The 19439-nt window shown below is 57.5% G+C and carries 14 protein-coding genes; 7 read left to right on the top strand and 7 right to left on the bottom strand.

The features are described 5' to 3' along the window. The first annotated feature begins 33 nt into the window (after positions 1-33). The 7 genes from EAW52_RS13610 to pepN all read left to right on the top strand — a co-directional run bounded on the left by EAW52_RS13610 (position 34) and on the right by pepN (position 8208). Entirely contained in the window at positions 34-2007 is a 1974-nt protein-coding gene (locus EAW52_RS13610; protein WP_122042858.1) for a heme lyase CcmF/NrfE family subunit, read from the top strand. Next, positions 2004-2540, top strand: coding sequence for a DsbE family thiol:disulfide interchange protein (locus EAW52_RS13605; RefSeq protein WP_122042856.1), 537 nt, complete (start codon positions 2004-2006; stop codon positions 2538-2540). The genes EAW52_RS13610 and EAW52_RS13605 overlap by 4 nt, the downstream gene beginning before the upstream one ends. Next, positions 2540-3010: a cytochrome c-type biogenesis protein gene (locus tag EAW52_RS13600; protein ID WP_372238921.1), complete on the top strand. Its 471-nt coding sequence runs from the start codon at positions 2540-2542 to the stop codon at positions 3008-3010. The genes EAW52_RS13605 and EAW52_RS13600 overlap by 1 nt, the downstream gene beginning before the upstream one ends. Next, positions 3010-4215, top strand: coding sequence for a c-type cytochrome biogenesis protein CcmI (ccmI, locus tag EAW52_RS13595; protein ID WP_122042852.1), 1206 nt, complete (start codon positions 3010-3012; stop codon positions 4213-4215). Before EAW52_RS13600 ends, ccmI begins: the two co-directional genes overlap by 1 nt. A gap of 122 nt (positions 4216-4337) precedes the next feature. After that, on the top strand, positions 4338-4601 hold the full coding sequence (locus EAW52_RS13590; protein ID WP_010797960.1) for a YeaC family protein: 264 nt from the start codon (positions 4338-4340) through the stop codon (positions 4599-4601). 74 nt (positions 4602-4675) lie between these two features. Further along, complete coding sequence (locus tag EAW52_RS13585) at positions 4676-5503, top strand: DUF2797 domain-containing protein (RefSeq protein ID WP_177411912.1); 828 nt, start codon at positions 4676-4678, stop codon at positions 5501-5503. A gap of 47 nt (positions 5504-5550) precedes the next feature. Further along, positions 5551-8208 (top strand): aminopeptidase N, encoded by a 2658-nt coding sequence (pepN, locus tag EAW52_RS13580; protein WP_122042850.1) that lies wholly within the window; start codon positions 5551-5553, stop codon positions 8206-8208. Between the two features lie 454 nt (positions 8209-8662). Here pepN and EAW52_RS13575 read toward each other — a convergent pair whose 3' ends face one another. From EAW52_RS13575 to EAW52_RS13545, 7 genes are read right to left on the bottom strand one after another with little or no spacing between them, the layout of a single operon-like run. Continuing rightward, on the bottom strand, positions 8663-12328 hold the full coding sequence (locus EAW52_RS13575; protein ID WP_122042848.1) for an AAA family ATPase: 3666 nt from the start codon (positions 12326-12328) through the stop codon (positions 8663-8665). Continuing rightward, positions 12325-13563, bottom strand: coding sequence for an exonuclease SbcCD subunit D C-terminal domain-containing protein (locus EAW52_RS13570; RefSeq protein ID WP_122042846.1), 1239 nt, complete (start codon positions 13561-13563; stop codon positions 12325-12327). Before EAW52_RS13570 ends, EAW52_RS13575 begins: the two co-directional genes overlap by 4 nt. Before the next feature lie 45 nt (positions 13564-13608). Continuing rightward, positions 13609-15249 carry a BatD family protein gene (locus EAW52_RS13565; RefSeq protein WP_122042844.1) on the bottom strand — a complete coding sequence of 547 codons (1641 nt, stop codon included), beginning with the start codon at positions 15247-15249 and terminating at the stop codon, positions 13609-13611. Then, a complete protein-coding gene (locus EAW52_RS13560) occupies positions 15246-16976 on the bottom strand; it encodes a VWA domain-containing protein (protein WP_122044807.1) in 1731 nt (576 codons plus the stop codon). Before EAW52_RS13560 ends, EAW52_RS13565 begins: the two co-directional genes overlap by 4 nt. Further along, positions 16976-18013 carry a VWA domain-containing protein gene (locus EAW52_RS13555; protein WP_122042842.1) on the bottom strand — a complete coding sequence of 346 codons (1038 nt, stop codon included), beginning with the start codon at positions 18011-18013 and terminating at the stop codon, positions 16976-16978. The genes EAW52_RS13560 and EAW52_RS13555 overlap by 1 nt, the downstream gene beginning before the upstream one ends. Then, the gene (locus tag EAW52_RS13550) at positions 18006-18503 is read right to left on the bottom strand and encodes a DUF4381 domain-containing protein (RefSeq protein WP_122042840.1); all 498 of its coding nucleotides are present in this window, start codon (positions 18501-18503) and stop codon (positions 18006-18008) included. Before EAW52_RS13550 ends, EAW52_RS13555 begins: the two co-directional genes overlap by 8 nt. Next, entirely contained in the window at positions 18500-19438 is a 939-nt protein-coding gene (locus EAW52_RS13545) for a DUF58 domain-containing protein (protein WP_122042839.1), read from the bottom strand. Before EAW52_RS13545 ends, EAW52_RS13550 begins: the two co-directional genes overlap by 4 nt. Position 19439 lies beyond the last annotated feature (1 nt).

Here is a 19439-nt window from a genome sequence, read left to right as displayed (position 1 = left end):
GCATTTTTGTTTTTAATGTAATGCGAGAAATTCATGATTCCTGAACTAGGCCACCTGGCTCTGATACTTGCGCTGTGCATGGCTGTGGTCCAGTCGACGTTTCCCTTGCTGGGCACATGGCGAGGCAACCGGCAATGGATGGGGCTTGCGCGGCCGGCGGCTTGGGGACAATTCGCTTTCCTTCTTTTTTCATTTGGCTGCCTGACCTGGTCATTCCTGACGAACGACTTCTCAGTGACCTATGTGGCGGAGAACTCAAACAGTCTATTGCCCTGGTACTACAAATTCAGTGCAGTCTGGGGTGCGCATGAGGGATCGCTGCTGCTATGGGCTCTGATCCTTGGCGGCTGGACGTTTGCTGTTTCCATCTTCTCCCGGCAATTGCCCGAAGACATGCTGACGCGGGTTCTGTCCATCATGGGAATGATCAGCTCAGGCTTCTTATTGTTCCTGATCATGACGTCCAATCCATTCTCACGCCTGCTGCCCCAGTCGCCTGTGGATGGAAATGACCTGAATCCCTTGTTGCAGGATGTTGGGCTGATTGTGCACCCGCCTATGTTGTATATGGGCTACGTGGGGTTTTCCGTCGCCTTTGCCTTTGCCATCGCGGCCTTGCTGGGCGGGCGCCTGGACGCGGCCTGGGCCCGCTGGTCCCGGCCCTGGACGCTGGTGGCCTGGACATTCCTGGGTATCGGTATTGTCCTGGGTTCCTGGTGGTCCTATTACGAGCTGGGTTGGGGTGGCTGGTGGTTCTGGGACCCGGTAGAAAACGCATCATTCATGCCGTGGCTGGTCGGGACAGCGCTTATCCATTCGTTGTCCGTCACGGAAAAACGTGGGGTCTTCAAGAGCTGGACGGTATTGCTGGCAATTGCTGCGTTTTCCTTGAGTCTTCTGGGTACGTTCCTGGTTCGCTCAGGCGTGCTGACCTCTGTCCATGCGTTTGCTTCAGATCCCACCCGTGGGGTGTTTATCCTTGCCTTCCTTCTGGTCGTGGTAGGCAGCTCGTTAACCCTGTTTGCCCTGCGGGCACCTGTCGTTAAAAGTCAGGTTGGATTTGAGTTGTGGTCTCGGGAAACGCTCCTACTGATCAATAACCTCATTCTGGTCGTAGCGGCGTCCATGATCCTGCTGGGTACGCTGTATCCGCTGGTCATTGATGCGCTAAGCGGTGCCAAGCTGTCTGTTGGTCCGCCTTATTTCAATGCCCTGTTTGTACCGCTGATGGTCATACTGATGATTGCACTGGCAATCGGCGTACTGGTGCGCTGGAAGAGCACCCCTGTGCGCTGGTTGCAGGGTATGCTCATGCCGATACTCATTGTCAGCGTTGTTCTTGGCGTGCTGGCAGCCTTCATGCTGGGCGACTTTCATTGGGCGGTGCTGGCGGCGTGCTCGTTGGCGTCCTGGGTTGTACTGGCTGGCCTTCGCGATCTGCAGGACAAGACGCGCCATAAAGGTTGGCTCAAGGGTATTCGCAGCCTCGGTCGCAGTTACTGGGGGATGCAGGCTGCCCATCTGGGGCTTGCGGTGTTGGCATTAGGGATAGTGCTCTCTACCCAGTTCTCCGCTGAGCGCGACCTGCGCATGGCGCCAGGGGAGTCGGTCGAGCTGGCAGGTTATCACTTCATTTTCGATGGCACTCAGCATTTCGAGGGGCCTAACTTCAAGTCGGACTATGGCACTCTGCGGGTCTCGAAAGGCAATCAGAATGTTGCGGTTCTGCATCCGGAAAAGCGTCTTTATGTAGTACAGCGCTCGGTCATGACCGAGGCAGGCATCGATGCAGGGCTTATGCGTGATTTATACGTGGCGCTTGGTGAGCCGTTGGAAGACGGGGCCTGGGCAGTCCGCATCCATATCAAGCCATTCGTACGCTGGATATGGCTGGGAGGCGTGCTGATGGCGCTAGGTGGACTACTTTCCATGTCGGACAAACGTTATCGACTCAAGGTGCGCCAGCGTGCCAGTCGGTCCCTGGGGCTCAAGGAGGCGCAGGCATGAAGCGTCGCCTGGTTCTGCTGATTCCACTCGTCCTTTTTCTCGTCATGGCTGGCTTTTTGTTCAAGGGCCTGTATCTGAATCCATCCGAGCTACCGTCCGCACTGATCGACAAGCCACTGCCGGCGTTCTCATTGCCTGCTGTTGACGACCCCGGCCGAACCCTGACTCAGGTTGACTTTCAAGGCAGGCCGGCCCTGGTCAATGTATGGGGCACCTGGTGTGTCGCATGCCGGGAGGAGCATCCCGTTCTGAATACGCTCAAAGAGCAGGGCATCGCCATCTATGGCATCAATTACAAGGACGATAATGCCAGCGCATTGAGGTGGCTGAAGGAATTCCACAACCCTTATCAGCTCAACGTTCGCGACGACAAAGGCAGCCTGGGCCTGGACTTGGGTGTATACGGCGCACCAGAAACCTATCTGATCGATAGCAAAGGCGTCATCCGTTACAAGCATGTAGGCATTGTAAGCCAACAGGTGTGGCGTGATGAGCTGGCGCCGCGTTACCAGCAGCTCATGGAGGCGCCATGATCCGACGGATAAGAGCATCGCTATTATTGCTGTTTGTATGGATAGGCGTTGCACAGGCCGCCATCGAAACCTTCGCGTACACAAACGATGCCGAGCGCGAACGCTTTCAAGCACTGACGCGTGAATTGCGCTGCCCGAAGTGCCAGAACCAGGACCTCGCCGACTCGAATGCACCCATCGCCGCTGATTTGCGAGGAGAGATTCATCGTCTGATGAACGAAGGTAAAAGCGATGAGCAGATCATCACCTATCTGGTGGCGCGATATGGTGAGTTCGTCATGTACAGGCCGCCTGTTGAACAGCGGACCTGGCTGCTTTGGTATGGGCCGGCTGCGTTTTTAATCTTAGGGTTCTGTATCATCCTGATCATTGTTCGACGTCGCCAGCAACAAACCTTGCCATCCAATGCTCCATTGTCTGCCGATGAGCAGGCACGCCTTGCATCACTTCTGAAAAAGAAAGATTCCTGATGATCGATTTCTGGCTCGCCATAGGGCTGCTGCTGCTCGTTGCCTTGGGCTTCCTCCTGATTCCCGCGATACGCCGTCAGCACGTTGCCTCTGGTAAAGACCGTGCCGCCGTCAACGTTGAGCTTTACGAGGAGCGACTGACAGAGCTCTCCCAGCAACACGCTGCAGGCTTGTTGACTGCTGAGCAGTGGGAAGAAGCCCGCTCCGAAGCTGCACGTGAGCTGCTTTCCGACACTCAGCAGGCAGACACTGACGCCACAAGCGCTAAAGGCGGGCGCGCTGCGCCGTTGATCGTGGCGTTAATCGTTCCGCTCGTTGGACTTGGACTCTACCTGCATTGGGGTGCCAGCGAACGGGTCGAGCTCACTCGCGAGTTCAGCCAGCCGCCGCGCTCCATGGATGAAATGACTTCCCGGCTAGAGCGCGCGGTTGCCGTCCAGCCTGAGTCTTCTGAAGGCTGGTATCTGCTGGGTCGTACCTATATGAGCCAGGAGCGTTTCAGCGAGGCTGCTCATGCGTTTACCCAGGCAGTCCAGCAGGCCGGGCGTCAACCTGAGCTGCTAGGGCAGCTGGCGCAGGCGCAGTATTTTGCGGACGGTAAAGTCTTGACCCCGGAGGTCAAGACGTTGGCTGACGAAGCGCTCAAGGCCAATCCCAAGGAGATGACTACGCTTGGGCTCCTGGGCATAGCGGCGTTCGAGCAGAAGGATTACGCCGGTGCAATCACTCATTGGCAAACCTTGGTCGATCAGCTGCCTACTGGTGATCCGTCCCGTAAGGCTATTCAAAGTGGTATCGAGCGGGCCCGGCGCTATATGGGCGCTAGCGGCGAAGCTGTATCTTCAGTCAGTGCTACTCAATCAGTTACCCTGAGCGTCACGGTAAGTCTTGATCCAGGCGTGAGCTCACGTGTCAAGGCGAGTGATACCGTGTTCGTGTTTGCCCGCGCTGTATCAGGGCCACCCATGCCATTGGCAGTAAAGCGTCTGACAGTAGCGGACCTGCCTGCCAGGGTATCGCTGAGTGACGCAGATGCGATGATGCCGCAGCTGAAGCTGTCAGGTTTTGATCAGGTTCAGCTGGTTGCGCGTATCTCTCGGCAGGGAAATCCGACGTCAGGTGAGTGGGTTGCGCTTGGCAAGCCGATTGCGGTGAAAGATGCCCAGCCGCAGCAGTTGAAAATAACGCAACCCGACGCCAATTAGAATATTTGCATGGCTTCTTGCAGGAGAGGCCATGCCTTGCCGGATGGCTGTGCGCAAGCATTCGCCTCCCGCTACACTTAAGCCTTTATTTGCAGGTATTTCTACTTAGCAGGAGCGGGAGCATGTCCACACCCTTTGCCCAGATGCTCGATAACATCACGCCGGAAATCTACGAGAACCTAAAACGCGCCGTAGAAATCGGTAAATGGCCGGATGGCCGCAAGCTGACGCGCGAGCAGGTCGAGCTCAGTTTGCAGGCAGTCATTGCCTATGAGGCCAGGCATGTCCCGGAGGACCAGCGAGTCGGCTACATGGGACCACAGGAATGCAGCTCAAAGTCCGAGCCTATTCCCAATCTTCTCTTCAAGTCCGACGCGATTCACTGATTCTCGCATCACCGCAGTTCCAAGCGCCGCGGCCTAAACCGTGGCGCTTTCATTTTAAAAGGTAGTGCAACACCATGACAGAGTTAGGGCGCGGCGCGCTAAGCAAGATGACGGTGCGTCTCGGCGAGCCCGTGCAGTATTCGTTTCGCCTGGGCGAAACAGAGGTTCCCATCAATCCGCTGATTGGCGAAAGAATCCGTCTGGAGTACCTGGGTGTAATCCATTGCACCCATTGTGGCCGCAAGACCAAGAAGAGCTTCGGTCAGGGTTACTGTTATCCCTGTTTTACCTCCCTTGCCCAGTGCGATAGCTGCATGATGAGTCCTGAAAAGTGCCATTTCGAGCATGGCACCTGTCGCGAGCCGGAGTGGGGAGAGTCTTTTTGCATGACGCCCCATATCGTCTATCTGGCCAACTCCTCAGGGCTTAAGGTCGGTATTACGCGTGCCAATCAGATACCTACTCGCTGGATCGACCAGGGTGCTCATCAGGCGCTAGCCATCTTGCGTGTGGCTACCCGGCAGCAATCGGGTCTGGTGGAGGACCTTTTTCGTAGCCAGGTAGGAGACCGCACCAACTGGCGCGCTATGCTCAAGGGAGAGGCAGAGCAGGCGGACCTCGCTGCGCTGCGCGACCAGATTCTGGATGCCTGTGCGCAAGGGATGCACGTGCTTCAGGAGCGTTTTGGCCTGCAGGCGATCCAACCAATAGTCGACATGGAGCCGCTTCAGATTCATTATCCGGTTACGGTGTATCCCACCAAGATTGTTAGCCACGATCTGGAGAAGACGCCTGTAGTAGAAGGCACACTGCTTGGTATCAAGGGTCAATATCTGATGTTTGATACCGGGGTCATTAATATTCGCAAATACACAGCTTACCAGCTGGCCGTGCATCATTAAGCCGCCGCGGTACAACCGCCGTCGTGAATTAGCATAAGGGTTACGTCATGCGCACCGAGCAACCGAAGACGATACATCTCAAGGACTATCAGGCCCCTGAGTACCTCATTGACGAGACGCATCTCACGTTCGAGCTGTTCGATGACCATACGCTCGTTCATGCCGAGTTGCATATGCGGCGTAACCCTGACCGAGGCGCCGGTCTGCCACCCCTTGTTTTGCAGGGGGAAGAGCTTGAGCTGTTGAGCCTATCGGTCAATGCCGAGCCCCAGACGCCTAATGAGTATCAGGTCGAGTCCGATCACCTGACGATCCAGCCCTGTGGCAACAACTTCACTCTCAGCACCACTGTACGCATCCATCCGGAAACCAATACGGCGCTGGAAGGCCTGTATACCTCTGGCAAGATGTTCTGTACGCAGTGCGAGGCCGAGGGTTTCCGCAAGATCACCTACTACCTCGACCGCCCGGATGTGATGAGCGTATTTACCACAACCATCAAGGCGGACAAGGTCAAGTATCCGATCCTGCTTTCCAATGGCAATCCGATTGCCAGCGGTGAGGAAGAGGGCGGACGTCACTGGGCGACCTGGGAAGATCCCTTCAAGAAGCCGTCTTATCTGTTCGCGCTGGTAGCCGGTGACCTGTGGTGTATTGAGGATACATACACCACAGGAAGCGGACGCGATGTAGCCCTGCGGATCTATGTGGAGCCGGAAAACATCGGCAAGCTGCAGCATGCCATGGACAGCCTCAAGCGCTCCATGCGTTGGGATGAGGAAGTCTATGGCCGCGAGTACGATCTGGATATTTTCATGATCGTTGCGGTAAACGACTTCAACATGGGCGCCATGGAAAACAAAGGGCTGAACATTTTCAATTCCAGCGCTGTTCTGGCGAGCCCGGACACTGCCACAGACGCCGCGCATCAGCGGGTCGAGGCTATCGTTGCCCATGAATACTTCCATAACTGGTCGGGTAACCGTGTCACTTGCCGTGACTGGTTCCAGCTGTCCCTGAAGGAAGGCTTTACCGTATTCCGTGATGCCGGATTCTCCTCCGACATGAACTCGGAAACAGTCAAGCGTATCGAGGACGTGGCTTTTCTGCGGACCAATCAGTTCGCAGAGGACGCCGGTCCGATGGCACACCCGGTGCGCCCGGATTCCTTTATCGAGATCTCCAACTTCTACACCCTGACTGTCTATGAAAAGGGTGCTGAGGTGGTGCGCATGCTGCACACCCTGCTAGGTGCAGATGGTTTCCGCAAGGGGACCGATCTGTACTTCGAGCGCCATGATGGCCAGGCGGTCACGGTCGAGGATTTCGTCAAGGCCTTGGAAGATGCTAACGACGCCGACTTCACTCAGTTCAAGCGCTGGTACAGCCAGTCCGGTACACCGCGTCTGGAGGTGGCTGAAGCCTTTGATGAACAGGCCAAAACCTATACGCTGACCTTCCGCCAGAGCTGCCCGCCAACCCCTGGCCAGTCCACCAAGGAGCCGTTCGTAATTCCGGTCAAGTTAGGGCTGTTGGGGGGGCAAGGGCAAGAATTGCCGCTACGCCTTGCTGGTGAGACGGAAGACGCTGTAACGGATCGCGTGATTGCCGTAACCGAGGTCGAGCAGTCCTTTACGTTCGAAGGTATTACGGAAAAACCGCTGCCCTCATTGCTGCGCGGATTCTCCGCACCGGTCAAGCTTAGCTTCCCCTATACACGTGAGCAGCTGATGTTCCTCATGCAGCACGATTCCGACGGGTTCAATCGTTGGGATGCTGGTCAGCAACTGGCTGTACAGGTCTTGCAGGAGCTGATCATTCAGCAGCAGAAGGGTGAGGTGATGGTACTCGACCAGCGTCTTGTCGAGGCGCTGCGCACGGTACTGGAAGATGAGCGCCTGGATCAGGCTATGGTGGCAGAAATGCTGGCGCTTCCAACGGAGGCGTATCTGGTCGAGCTGTCTGAGGTCGCCGATATCGATGCTATCCATGCTGCCCGTGACTTCGCTCGTGATGAGTTGGTTAAGGCGTTGTATGAGCCGCTTTGGAAGCGCTATCAGGCGAACCGCGAAACCTCACGCAATACGCCGTATGTTGCCCAGGCGGATCATATTGCCCGCCGCAGTTTGCAGAACATCGCACTAGGCTATCTCATGCTGAGCCGCAAGCCGGAAGTGGTTGCAGCGGCTCTGGAGCAGTTCGACAACTGTGACAACATGACGGAACGCCTGGCGGCGCTGTCAGCCTTGGTAAACTCCGACTTCGAGGCAGAGAAGACCGAGGTTCTGGAGCGCTTTGCCGAGTGCTATAAGAATGATCCGCTGGTCATGGACTCCTGGTTCAGTGTGCAGGCGGCCAGTTACCGTCCGGGTGGTTTGGACCGTGTCAAGGCATTGATGGGGCATCCTGCCTTCACCTTGAAGAACCCCAACAAGGTTCGTGCACTTATCGGCGCCTTCGCCAACCAGAACCTGATTAATTTCCATCAAAAAGACGGCAGCGGTTATCGCTTCCTGGCTGATCAGATCATTACGCTCAATGCCTTGAATCCGCAGATTGCATCCCGCCTGCTAACGCCGTTGACCCGCTGGCGCAAGTACGATGAAACCCGCCAGCAACTCATGCGTGGGGAACTGGAGCGGATCATGGCAAGCGGTCAGCTCTCGAGTGATGTGTATGAAGTGGTAAGCAAGAGCTTGGCATAACGTAAATGCTTGGGTAGCAGGCCTGAAGGATGGGCCTGCTACTTCCGGCTGATGCCTATAGAGTGATGAGCAGGCGGGAGCTTGCCGTGACAGTTCAGGCGAGTTCGCTACCGCTTGCACGCTTCTGTCATGAGTGATGTTTGTTCTTTCCTGGCATTCTGGTCGCGCGGACTTTCCATGGTGTCGCTCCATAACGCTTGGGTATCGACATGAGATACCTTTGCGCCAATCGGCGTACAGCTGACCCGTCAGCGGGGCTGATTGCAATCTGTTCGAAACCGCAAAAACCTGTAGGACATACGTGTAAGAAACGCTTCCTAAAGGAATCGTGCTTCAGTCACTGCTCCCGGATGTGCGCCCAGCGGATAGCCAGACGTTTGAAAAAAATAAAATGATCACGAGTGGCGCTCGGTTCGTGTGAGCGCCACTGGACGGTAATGCCCGGCAGCATGGCTTAGTCAATAAAGCGAGGCGTCGGCCCCTGGATTTTTAACGTACTCAATCCGTTGCCCTGTTTGCATACCTGCACCTGGACAGGAATACGCTCATGCATTTCCTGGACATGGGAAATGACAGCAACCTTGCGGCCTTGAGCTTGAAGTCCGTCTAATGCGTCCATGGCAAGCTGTAGCGAATCAGGGTCAAGGCTGCCAAAGCCCTCATCAATAAACAGCGACTCGATCTTCAGGTTAGTCGACGCCATGGAGGCGAGACCCAGGGCCAGTGCCAGTGAAACGAGAAATGTTTCTCCACCGGACAGAGAATGTACCGAGCGCAGCTCATCGCCCATTTCGGTATCCATAACCAAGAGCCCTAGCGCACTGCCGCCTCGCTTGAGCCGATAGCGGCGGACCAGCTGCTGGAGTTGAGCATTGGCATGATGGATCAGCAGATCCAGATTGTAGCCTTGAGCAATCTTGCGGAAGGTATGACCATCGGCAGAGCCGATCAGCTCGTCCAGCCTGGCCCAGCGAAGATACTCCGCGCGGGCGCTCTCGATCGCGTTCAGCAACTCAGCGCTTTGTGTGCGCCGACGGTTGTCTTCAGCGATTTCAGCCCGTAGTTCGGCATGGCGTTCCTGAGAGGCCTGGTTGAGTTGGCTCAGCTCTGTCCAGCGCTGCTCCAGCGTCTCCGGCTCAGGAAGGTCGGCCCGCTCGGTCCGGTGGGCTGCCAGACGTTTTTCACGCTCTTGAACGACCACGTCAGCCTCATTGACAGCCCGTTCCAGGGTCTGCAACTGCTGGCGCAAGGCAGTGTGCTCACGGTCATCGATACCCAGCAGTCGAGTCAGCAGTGTCTCGTCAAGCGTACTGTGCTGGACCCGCCAGGCGTCAAGCTCGACGAGAAGTAGACGATGTGCGGAGTCCAGCTTTTGCGCTTCGCCTCGCTTGAGCTCAACAGTATGGCGTAATTGCTCATGGTTCAGATTGACCTCATTCCAGGCTTCCCTGGCTTGACTTTCTGCTTGGCGTGCCTGTTCAACGGATTGGTTCAATGCCTGTTGCCAGGCATGGGGGCTGGCATGTTCACCCAATGTTGTCTGAAGGCGCAGCTGACCGCTCGTCAATTGTTCTTCCAGTGTTGCCAGCAGACTGGAAAGCTTTTCGTGCTGCTGAAGTCTGGTCTGCTGTTGATAACGCTCACGCTCAAGGTCGAGCGTGCAGGTCGTCAACGTCTTTTCCAGCTCCTGTTTCCGTAGCAGGTGATGGTGTCGGGCTTCTATGAGCGCTTCCAAGCGCGTAAACGTAGGCTGGGGCTGCTGTTGCCAATGTTCCAGCCAGGGTGCAGGCAGTAGTGCAGTGAGCTCAGCCAGCTCCTGAGCGTGTCGAAGCTCATCCTGCTGGATGGCTTTCAGGTGTTCTTCCAACTCCCATGCGGCCTGCTGGCTACGCTCGCGGGCGGTTTGCCAGCGCTCCTGTAAGCCATCGATTTTTTGCTGGTGATTCAATAGGAACTGCAGGCGCGTTTCTTCGGTCTGGATGCGCTTGCTGAGTGCTGTCAATTGTTCGTTCAGCCAGAAAGAGCGATGCTCCTCAGGTTGGGCGAGAAGTGTCTTGCCTTCCGGGTGGCCTCGCAGCTGCTCATGTATTCCCAACTGCTGTGCGGTCAGCTGTTCTTCTTGCTGCTTGAGATCCTTGAGTCGTTCATTCAGACCGGCAACAGCGCTTCGTAGACCAATCAGGCGTTCGTACAGCTGTTGCACATGTAGTCGAGCCTGCTCTTCTTCCCGAGCTTCATGGGAGGCTATAGCCTTTGCCAGAACACTCTCCTGATGAAAAGGATGCTCCTGGCTGCCGCACACAGGGCAGGGCTCGCCTTCTACGAGTTGGGCACGCAGCTTTTCCACGCTTACGCTGCGCATCAGCCGTTGCCGCTCAAGTATGGCAAGGGTGACCTTGAGGTCGCGCTCGGCTTCGGCGTGCTCTGCAGCGGCGCGCTTACCCTCGGCTATGGTGTGGGCCCGCTCCTGCAAGAGCGCTGTCTGCTTTTCCTGATTACTGAGCCAATAGCCTTCGAGCTCTTCTCCTTGTTGCCAGAGATAGATGAGTCGTTCCAGTGAGCTGAGCAGGGGGCGGCTGGCCTGTTGCTGTTGCGTCAGCGCCTGGATTTGCTCGCTCAGGTTGCCTTCCGCGCCGGATTCCTGCTGGAGCGTCTGGATGGCTGTCTGATAAGTATCGGCCTCTTCCTGGGCTTTTTTTACAGCAGCCTGTAACTGGGGAATGCGCAGGCGGGACCCCGCCAAGCGCTCGCCGAGCTGCAGGTTCTGCTGAAGGCGAGGGCGGTAGGCTGACCAGGCATCACATAATGCTGACAGTGCCTCGCTTGCCTGAAGCTGTGTGGCTATCTGCTCCAGTGCCTGACGTTGCTCCACCTCGGTAGCCGCCAAGGCATTGATCCTTGCCAGGGACTCGCGTTGAAACGAGTCTTCTTGACGCCACGCCTCGCGGGTCTGCTGGACGTCGATCTTGAGGCGGCTGAGGTCGTTCTCTTCCTGAAAAGCCTGTTGCAGTGGATCGGCACTTTGATGCAGGGCTTCTTCCGCGGTTTGGCGACGGGTTTGAGCGTGCTGCTGGCGTTCTGTCAACTCGTCCAGGCGTTGTTCAAGCGCTTGTTTTTGCTGTTCAAGCTGTATGAGGTGGGCCGTCAGCTGGCCCATGTCATGCTCAAGCTGCGCCTTCTGCTGATAGCGATGACGCTGTGGTAGCAACTGATCTAGCCAATGAAGCGTCTGGCGCGCCTCTGTATGCTCATCGTGTTGCTGCTGCACTGTTGTACGCGTTGTCTGGGCCTGAGCAAGTTCCTGCTCCAATCGCTTCAAATCCCTTAACCAGCGCTGCTGCTGTTCCACCTCACCAAGCTCGACCTGAATGCGGGCCAAGGCTTCCAGCGTGCTCTGGCATTGGGTTTCGAGTGCTGTGCGGCCAGCGTCGTCCAGGGGGCGGACACCACCTGCTTGCTGTTCCAGTTGATCAAGGGATTGCCGAGCCTGTTTCGCCCGTTCGAAGGCGCGTCGGCCAAGCTGGCTATAGATCGCAGTATCGGTCAGTTTTTCCAAGAGTTCGCTGCGGCCGTTGTCGTCCGCTTTCAGAAAGGCGCTGAACTCGCTTTGCGCCAGTAGCACTGCGCGGGTGAACTGTTCAAAGGTAAGGCCCAGGCGCTGCTCAAGCTGGGTTTTGAATTCGGCTTTCTTGTCGGCTGCCAACAGCTGCTGCGTGTCCAGGTTCCGCAGGCTCTGGCGGCTGGGCTGAAGTTTTCCATCCGCTCTGTCTCGAGCGCGATTGGCTTCCCAGCGTGCACGGTAGCGATAACCGTCGATACCCAGGAAGTCCACTTCAGCATAGCCTGCACCGCTACCGCGGCGAAGAAGGGTACGTGGATCGCCTGTAGCAATTTCGTTGTCGCCGTCTGGCACCTTGGCTTCCTTGCGCACATTGCTAAGGCGTGGCACTTCACCAAACAGCCCTAGCGAAAGGGCATCCAGCAGTGTGCTCTTGCCTGAACCGGTTGGGCCGGTAATGGCAAACAGGCCGGTGCTGGCAAGGGGTTCAGCGGTGAAGTCCAGCTCATGCGGGCCGGCAAGAGAGGCGAGGTTTTTCAGGCGAACGGCCAGAATCTTCATGCCTGTTCTCCCAGTGCGATGTCTTCAAGCAACTGGGCAAAATCGTCCAGTGTGGACGATTCTGGCACTTGCCCATAGGTATCCTGCCAGGCACGGCTGAAAAGCTCTTGTGGCGTCAGTTGCTCCAGCGCCACCAGCTCCGGCGACTCGCTGGAAGTACTGACGGCTCCCGCGTATTGCACGCCGATCCGTACGAGGCGCAGCGATTTTCTTTCAAGAGCAGACTCCAGCCGCTGCCGTAGATCGGGTTGGGGTGCGTCGAGTATGACTCTGACTTCGAGCCAGGGAGCCAAGTGGCTTTCGGGGGTATTGAAGAGGTCGATTTCGGATTGGCTTTTGAGATGCTCAAGGATATCTGCCAGTGGTGCAGGGCCCAGGCGCACCATGTCCACGGCTCGCGGGATCCGAATGCTCTCGACAGTCTTGAGCGCTTCTCCTTCGAACTGAACATCAAGAATCTGGTGAGGATAGTCCACTTCCGCGAACGAGAGGGGAAGGGGAGATCCGCTGTACCGGATACGCTCCTGCTTGGCTACCTTTTGCGGCTTATGCAAATGACCCAATGCCACATAGGCAATGCTTGGGGGAAACAGAGAGGCAGGTTGAGCTTCGGCATTACCAACAATAATGTTGCGCTCTGAATCCTCCGATATCTGGCCTCCCGCCAGGTGTGCGTGGCTCATGGCGATAAGAGCCTGGCCTGGTGTGCGACGTGTTTCAGCGTGGGCAATCAGCTCTGCGTGTACCTTGGCGATACCCTCCATATAGGTACCGTCACTTCCCCCTGTTACTTCTGCCGGTCGTAAAAAAGGTAGGGCTAGGCACCAGGCTCTAATCGCGCCGTTTGCATCGGTAAGCGGAACCATTAGCCGCCTGGCATCCAGCGAGCCGTCATCCAGCCAAAGCACTCGGCCTAACGCATGGGTCCGCAGGCTGCGCATGAGCGGAGCGGGAAGTTCAATCCGGGCTCCGGAGTCATGGTTGCCTGCAATCATCACCACCGTTAGCGTAGGAAGCGCCAGGTGTGCCTGTACGATAAAGTCATAGAGGCGCTCCTGCGCCTTGACCGGCGGGTTGATCGTGTCGAAGACGTCGCCAGCGATGAGCAGGGCGTCGGGGCGGCGTGCCTTGAGTTGTGCCAACAGCCAATCGAGAAAACAGGCGTGTTCGAAGTCGCGATCCTGACCATGAAGGGTCTGGCCAAGATGCCAGTCGGAAGTATGAAGAATACGCATGGTGTTCCTGTTCAGGCGTGTGGTCGAGGCGTTGCGCCCGGACCATCAGCGCGGGTATAGCGGTGGCAGTGAGCCAGGCTCCTGTTGTACGGGCTGCGTAGAGGGTGGTAAAGCCTGGAACGCCTGCCACAGTGTCTCGCCTTGCCAATGCTGTCCACTTTCGCTGTAAAGCGCGCCGTTAAGGTCATCCAGAGCGACAGAAAGCGGATCGAAGCGGGCTGCCATTTCTGCCAGGGTTTCTGGCTGTTGTCGAGCCCAGGCATCGAGCGCCTGACGCGTGGCATGCGGATCGTTAGCCTGGCAGGCGCGTCGCAAATCATCGAGCAGCGTGCGTGGGCTCGGGCCGGCAGGAGCCATTTTAATAATGGCGGGCAGTTGGCGGGCTCGCCACCATAGCCCGAAACCCAACAGTGTGGTCAGAAGCAGAATAAAACTGGCCAGCTGCCATGGCCAGAGAGGTAGTCGCTTCCCGTTCACACTGGTAGAGGCCTGCCCTGGGGACGGTGGCATTAGGGCCGGGTCGGCAGCGACGGTAAGGGTATGGGTAGGTAGCTGTGTACGCTCAAGTTGGTCGGTCCGAGTATTCCACCAGACAACTTCCAGAGCAGGTAGAGTGATGTCGCCGCTCCGGTTGGGTACGAGCGCCTCCCGCTCCTCGCGACTGCCGACCAGGCTTTGATCCTGCATGTCGTTGGTCAGCTTGGCCTGGTCTGGATAGCGGCGAAGCCCGTCTACAATCGGCTGCGGCAGAGGCGGCAGCTGTGCACTGGACAGGCCTTCTGCCTTGAGAAGAAGGTGGCGTGTTAATACGGCGCCCTGGCGCGCTTCTTCCGGCTGGGGATTCCACGCTTCGCTCAGCTCGATATGACGTGCCGGTAGCCAGGGTGCGTCAGCAGGATAATCGGCAGGCTTGGCTTTGACCTGAATGGGAATCTCGCTGGTATCCACGCGTATTACCCGACCCGGCCTTGAGCTGAACGGAGACGACTGCTGACCACTGGTTGAGGTATCAACCGCCGTGGCACTGAACGACAGGCTGGGGATGCGTAATAGACCGCTTTGCTGCGGAAAAATGGCATAGCGAATCTCGATAACACCATGTCTCACGCCGCCAATGGTCTGCTCATACGTCCTGGGCTCTCCCAAAGGTTCGACGCGCGCTGATGGCATGCTCAGCGTACTGAGGTTACTGTCATCGTAAAGCGGTACGGAGTGGAGGATGCGTAGCGTCAGGACCAGCTGCGCCTGCACATAAACGGTTTCCTGATCTACCGTAGCATCGATAAAGACCGGCTCCAGGTTTTGGGCACTGGGGGTGAGTGTCGAAGTTTCGTTGACATGCAGCGTAATCGGCTGGCTTCGCACCCCACTAAGGATCAGCGGGGGAATCACTACGATTCCGCGCTGCCGCGGTTGAAGCGTTACGATCCAGCGGGTGATAGGCTCGCTTTGATCGGGACCCGTACTTAACTGGTTGATCTGGCGTGTGCCGAGAATATCGAACTGGGGCTCCAGAGGAGACAGATCCGGTTTGCCGAAAAGCGTCGGATCGCTTGATTCGAGGACAAGCTCGAAGGTCTCGCCAGGTACGAGTTGGGTATGGTCCACGCGAGCCGTAAAGTCTGCCCCCCAGCCAGGCAGACTGACCAACAGAAGCAGGGTGAGCGCAATACGGACTAGGCTCATGGTGTTCTATTTTCCTGTTTTTGTTGCTGATACCAGAACTTGCGGCGTAACAGCTCTGCGGGATCGTCTGGTATTTCCCTTAGCCATTGTTCCAGTGACTGCCTGCGTTCCTCGCTCAGTACGTTCGAGTGAGGCTGGGACAGAAGGTCGTCGTTCTCTTCCTCGGTCTCGACGGCCTCGCTATCGCTGGCTTCTCCTGGGGTTTGGCCAACGGGCTGCCCTGATTCGTCATGGTTCGACGCAGCCCTTGGCTCATCAGTGGCGTCACTGTTTTGCGGTGAGGGTTGGGCTTGGGTGTCGGACTGACTGTGCTGGTCGTCACTTCCTGCTTCATTGGGCGTGGCGTCCTGAGCGGTTGCCTGTTCCTGTTGCTGTTTGAGCAAGGCTTCTACCAGGGCTCTGTTATGGAGGGCCTCGGGAAAATTGCTTTGCAGCCTGAGTGCTTGGTCATAAGCGTCCAGCGCGCCAGTCAATTGACCGGCTTTGGCCAGGGCGTTAGCGCGGTTGTAGTGATCTACCGCACTGTTGCCCTGGGCAAAGGTTTTGGCAGCCTCTTCATATTGACCTGCTTCGTATTGGGCGACACCACGCCATTCACGATTCTCGAACCGTCGAGCGGCTTCGTCAGGACGTTGCGCTTCAAGCAAACGGGCGCCTTGCTGATCCTTGCGCAACCAGAGATCTTCGAACGCAAACGCGTGAGCGGGAGGTGGCATGACAAACAGCAAAAGCGGTATACACAAGAGCCAGCCTTTTCGCCCTGCGCATGCAGCCAGAATCAGCACGGGGATAAGCAGCCAGTAGCCTTGGTCGACCCAGGCATCGAGGCGTACCTGTTCCTGTCGCTCGGCTACGGTGTCCGGTGTGTCGAGCAGACCCAACGCGCGGAGGTCACGCTCATCAGGCTGTTGGCGCTGATACTGCGCACCCACCGATTGAGCGAAGCGGAGCAAGGTAGCCTCATCCAGGCGTGACAGCAGGATATTACCTTGATTGTCGGTCAGATAGCCGCCTTCTTCCCGCGCCATCGGCGCACCTTCAAGTGTCCCCATACCCAGCATAAGCAAGGGAACCCGATAGCTGGACAGCGCTTCACGTATGCCTTTCTGTTCCTGGGTGCTGAGCTGGCTGGTTATCAGTAAGACTCGTCCTCCTGTACCGCTGCCTTGCCGGAGTAGCTGCAGTGCCTGGCGTACCGCTAAATCCGCACGCTCGCCGGCTTCTGGCATGATCGCCGGACGCACGGCTTCCAGTAGGCTTTGTGCCGTATGCAGGTCGTTGGTCAGCGGGACCAGGACATGACTGCTGCCGGCATAGACGACAATGGCTGTTTCAGCATCCCGACGTGCCGCCAACAGGTCCAGAATGGTGTGCTGGGCCTGAATCAGGCGAGAAGGGGAAACGTCCGAAGCCAGCATGTCCGGCGTCATGTCGAGCACGATAACCAGCGGATCGGTACGTGTATAAGCCGGCTGCTCTGCGCGCTGCCAGCTGGGGCCGCTCAATGCCAGGATTGCCAGCGCAGCGCCAAGACCAAACAGTAACAACGGCAGGCGTTGGGTATCCCTGGACGGTGTGGTCAGCAGCCATTCGTGAAATGCCGTTGGCAAAAGCCGTTGCCAATGTCCTACGCGACGCGGACGATGCCACAGCTTCCAGAGTAGCCAGAGCAGCACAGGGAATGCCAGAAGCCAGAGAGGACGCGACAGGTGTGGAATCAGCGACATCATGTCTGTTTCCTCCCGCGCGCCTGTGCGTAGGCACGCAGCCGGGGAATACGCCGCCAGGGTTTCGGCCAGATATGCAAGGCAGCGGCGATCAGGCTGGTCAGAACGGCAAGACTCAGTGGCCAGTAAAAGAGCGCTTTGGCTGGACGTACACGGGTGGGCTGTTGTGCAATCGGCTCGAAGCTGTTGAGTTCATTCGAGATGGCAGACAGCTCTTCCTGCGAACGGGCACGGAAATAGCGGCCTCCGGTTTCCTTGGCAATGGCTTTGAGTGTGTCCTCATCCAGATCCAGGCTGCTGAAACCGAATAGGCTCGAGAGACTGGCCTGTTGTGGGTCGGCACCAATCCCGATGGCATAGATCCGTACATGCTCTTCGGCGGCCAGGCGAGCAGCGATCAGTGGATCGACGCGGCCACCGTTATTGGCGCCATCCGTAATCAAGACCATGACTCGACTATTTTCCGGACGCATCCTCAAATGCTTTACCGCCAAGCCAATGGCATCACCGATAGCGGTATTCTTGCCTGCAATACCTACCAGGGCCTCATCGAGCAGGGCATGGACCGTCCGGCGATCAAAGGTGAGCGGCGCCTGCACATAAGCTTGCGAACCAAAGAGGATAAGACCGATGCGATCACCCGTGCGGCCTTCGATAAAATCTCCGATCAGATGCTTTACCAGGGTGAGGCGGCTGATGTCTTCTCCCTTCCAGGTCATGTCGGGATAATCCATGGAGCCAGACACGTCAACGGCCAGCAAGATGTCTCGGCCACTGGTAGGAAGCGGAAGGGGTGAACCCACCCATTGAGGACGAGCTGTTGCTGCCAGAAGCAGCACCCAGATCAATATAAACGGCAACTGCCGCTTCAGGGCAGGCAGACGTGTATGGGCGCGGTGTCCTGCAAGGTGCTCAAGTTCTTTCAGAAAACTGACCTTGAGTGCTGACTCCTGGCTTTGCGCAGGCGGCAGTATCAGCCTGGCCACCCAGGGCAAGGGTGCCAGGAAAAATATCCACGGCCAGGCAAATTCAAACATGTTTGCGAATCCATATGCTGACCGCGGCGTAAAGGCCATCGATGGTCTTGTCGTCCAACCGGCAGTCCGGGCGATAAGCGCCTTCTACCAAGACCATCCAGCGTGTCAGGCCAGCTGCCGTACACCGGGTGTCGAGAAAGGCCAGCCAGGCGCGCCCGCTCAATGTCTGGCAGTGGCTGTCGGGATAGCGGGTCATGCACAGCCGTTTGAGCAGGGCATTGAGACTTTGCAGCCAGGGTCCGGCGGATTCGCCATAGGGACGGGGCATTTGTGCCAGCTCAAGCAGTGCCGCCCGGCGAGGCCCCTCCAGTTGCTCTTCTTCTGAAACAGGCTGCTCCACAGTCGTCTGGCGCCGATGCCGCCATACCATGAATGCTACAGCAGGTAACGCCACTAACATGACCAGCGCTATCCACCAGCCGGGTGCCAACGGCCAGAGCGAAACGGGCTCGGGCCTGACCAGAGGGGCCAATTGATCAAGCGGGTTCATTGCTGGTAGCCAGGCTGATGCTGGTGCAGATGCTTGCGCAGCTGCTCAATCAGGTCGTGGGAAGTAGAAAGCGGAAGCAGCGGGATACCCAGTCGCTGGCTTAGGCGTGTCCAGCGCTCCCGACGCTGCTTTGCCTGCTGCAGGTAGGCGTTCGACAGCGTGCCGTTCAGTGTGTCGATTTCAAGCTCGGTGTCGTGCTGGGCGAAGCGAAGAAATCCGGCTGCTGGCAAACGGTGGTCCAGCGGATCGGAGACCGGTAACAGAACCAGATCTGTATGGCGAGACGCCAGGGCCAGTTGCTGCTCCGCGGCCTCGCTCAGGCTACGCTCATCGCATAGGATCAATGCCATGCTGCCTGGACGCAGTACTTCACGTGCGCGCCGCAGCACCAATGAAAAGGCGTCGCTCGGAAGTTTGGGTTCGGTCTGGTCCATAAGACTGTGATTGGCCTTGATCAGATGATCGAACAACCTCAGCAGGTTTTGCTTGCTGCGCCGGGGACGCACGTCGTGAAAACCGTCATCACCAAAAACCATGCCGCCAATGCGGTCGCTGTGACCCAGTACGGACCAGCCAATTAGGGCAGCTGCCTGTGCCACCAATACCGATTTGAACACGCGCTCCGAGCCAAAGAACAAGCGCTGGCTCTGTTCAATCAGCAGATAGACAGGGCGCTCACGCTCCTCGTGAAACAGCTTGGTATGTGGCTCGCGGCTTCTGGCGGTCACACGCCAGTCGATGGTGCGGACGTCGTCGCCTGGTTGATAGACTCGTACCTGATCGAAGTCCACGCCGCGACCCCGCAGGCGTGAGTGGTGAACGCCAATGAGCGGGCTGCGTCGCCCGGCGGCCGCGAACAGTTTGACCTCTGGAACGCGGTGTCTCATGTCGATCAGCTCGGTCAGGCTGATACTGACGCTGCGCGGCGTGCCCATG

The sequence above is a fragment of the Pseudomonas sp. LTJR-52 genome, assembly GCF_003691465.1.
GTDB lineage: Bacteria > Pseudomonadota > Gammaproteobacteria > Pseudomonadales > Pseudomonadaceae > Chryseomonas > Chryseomonas luteola.
Note: the sequence above shows the minus strand (reverse complement) of the source record. Positions and strands in the feature narration are given on the sequence as shown.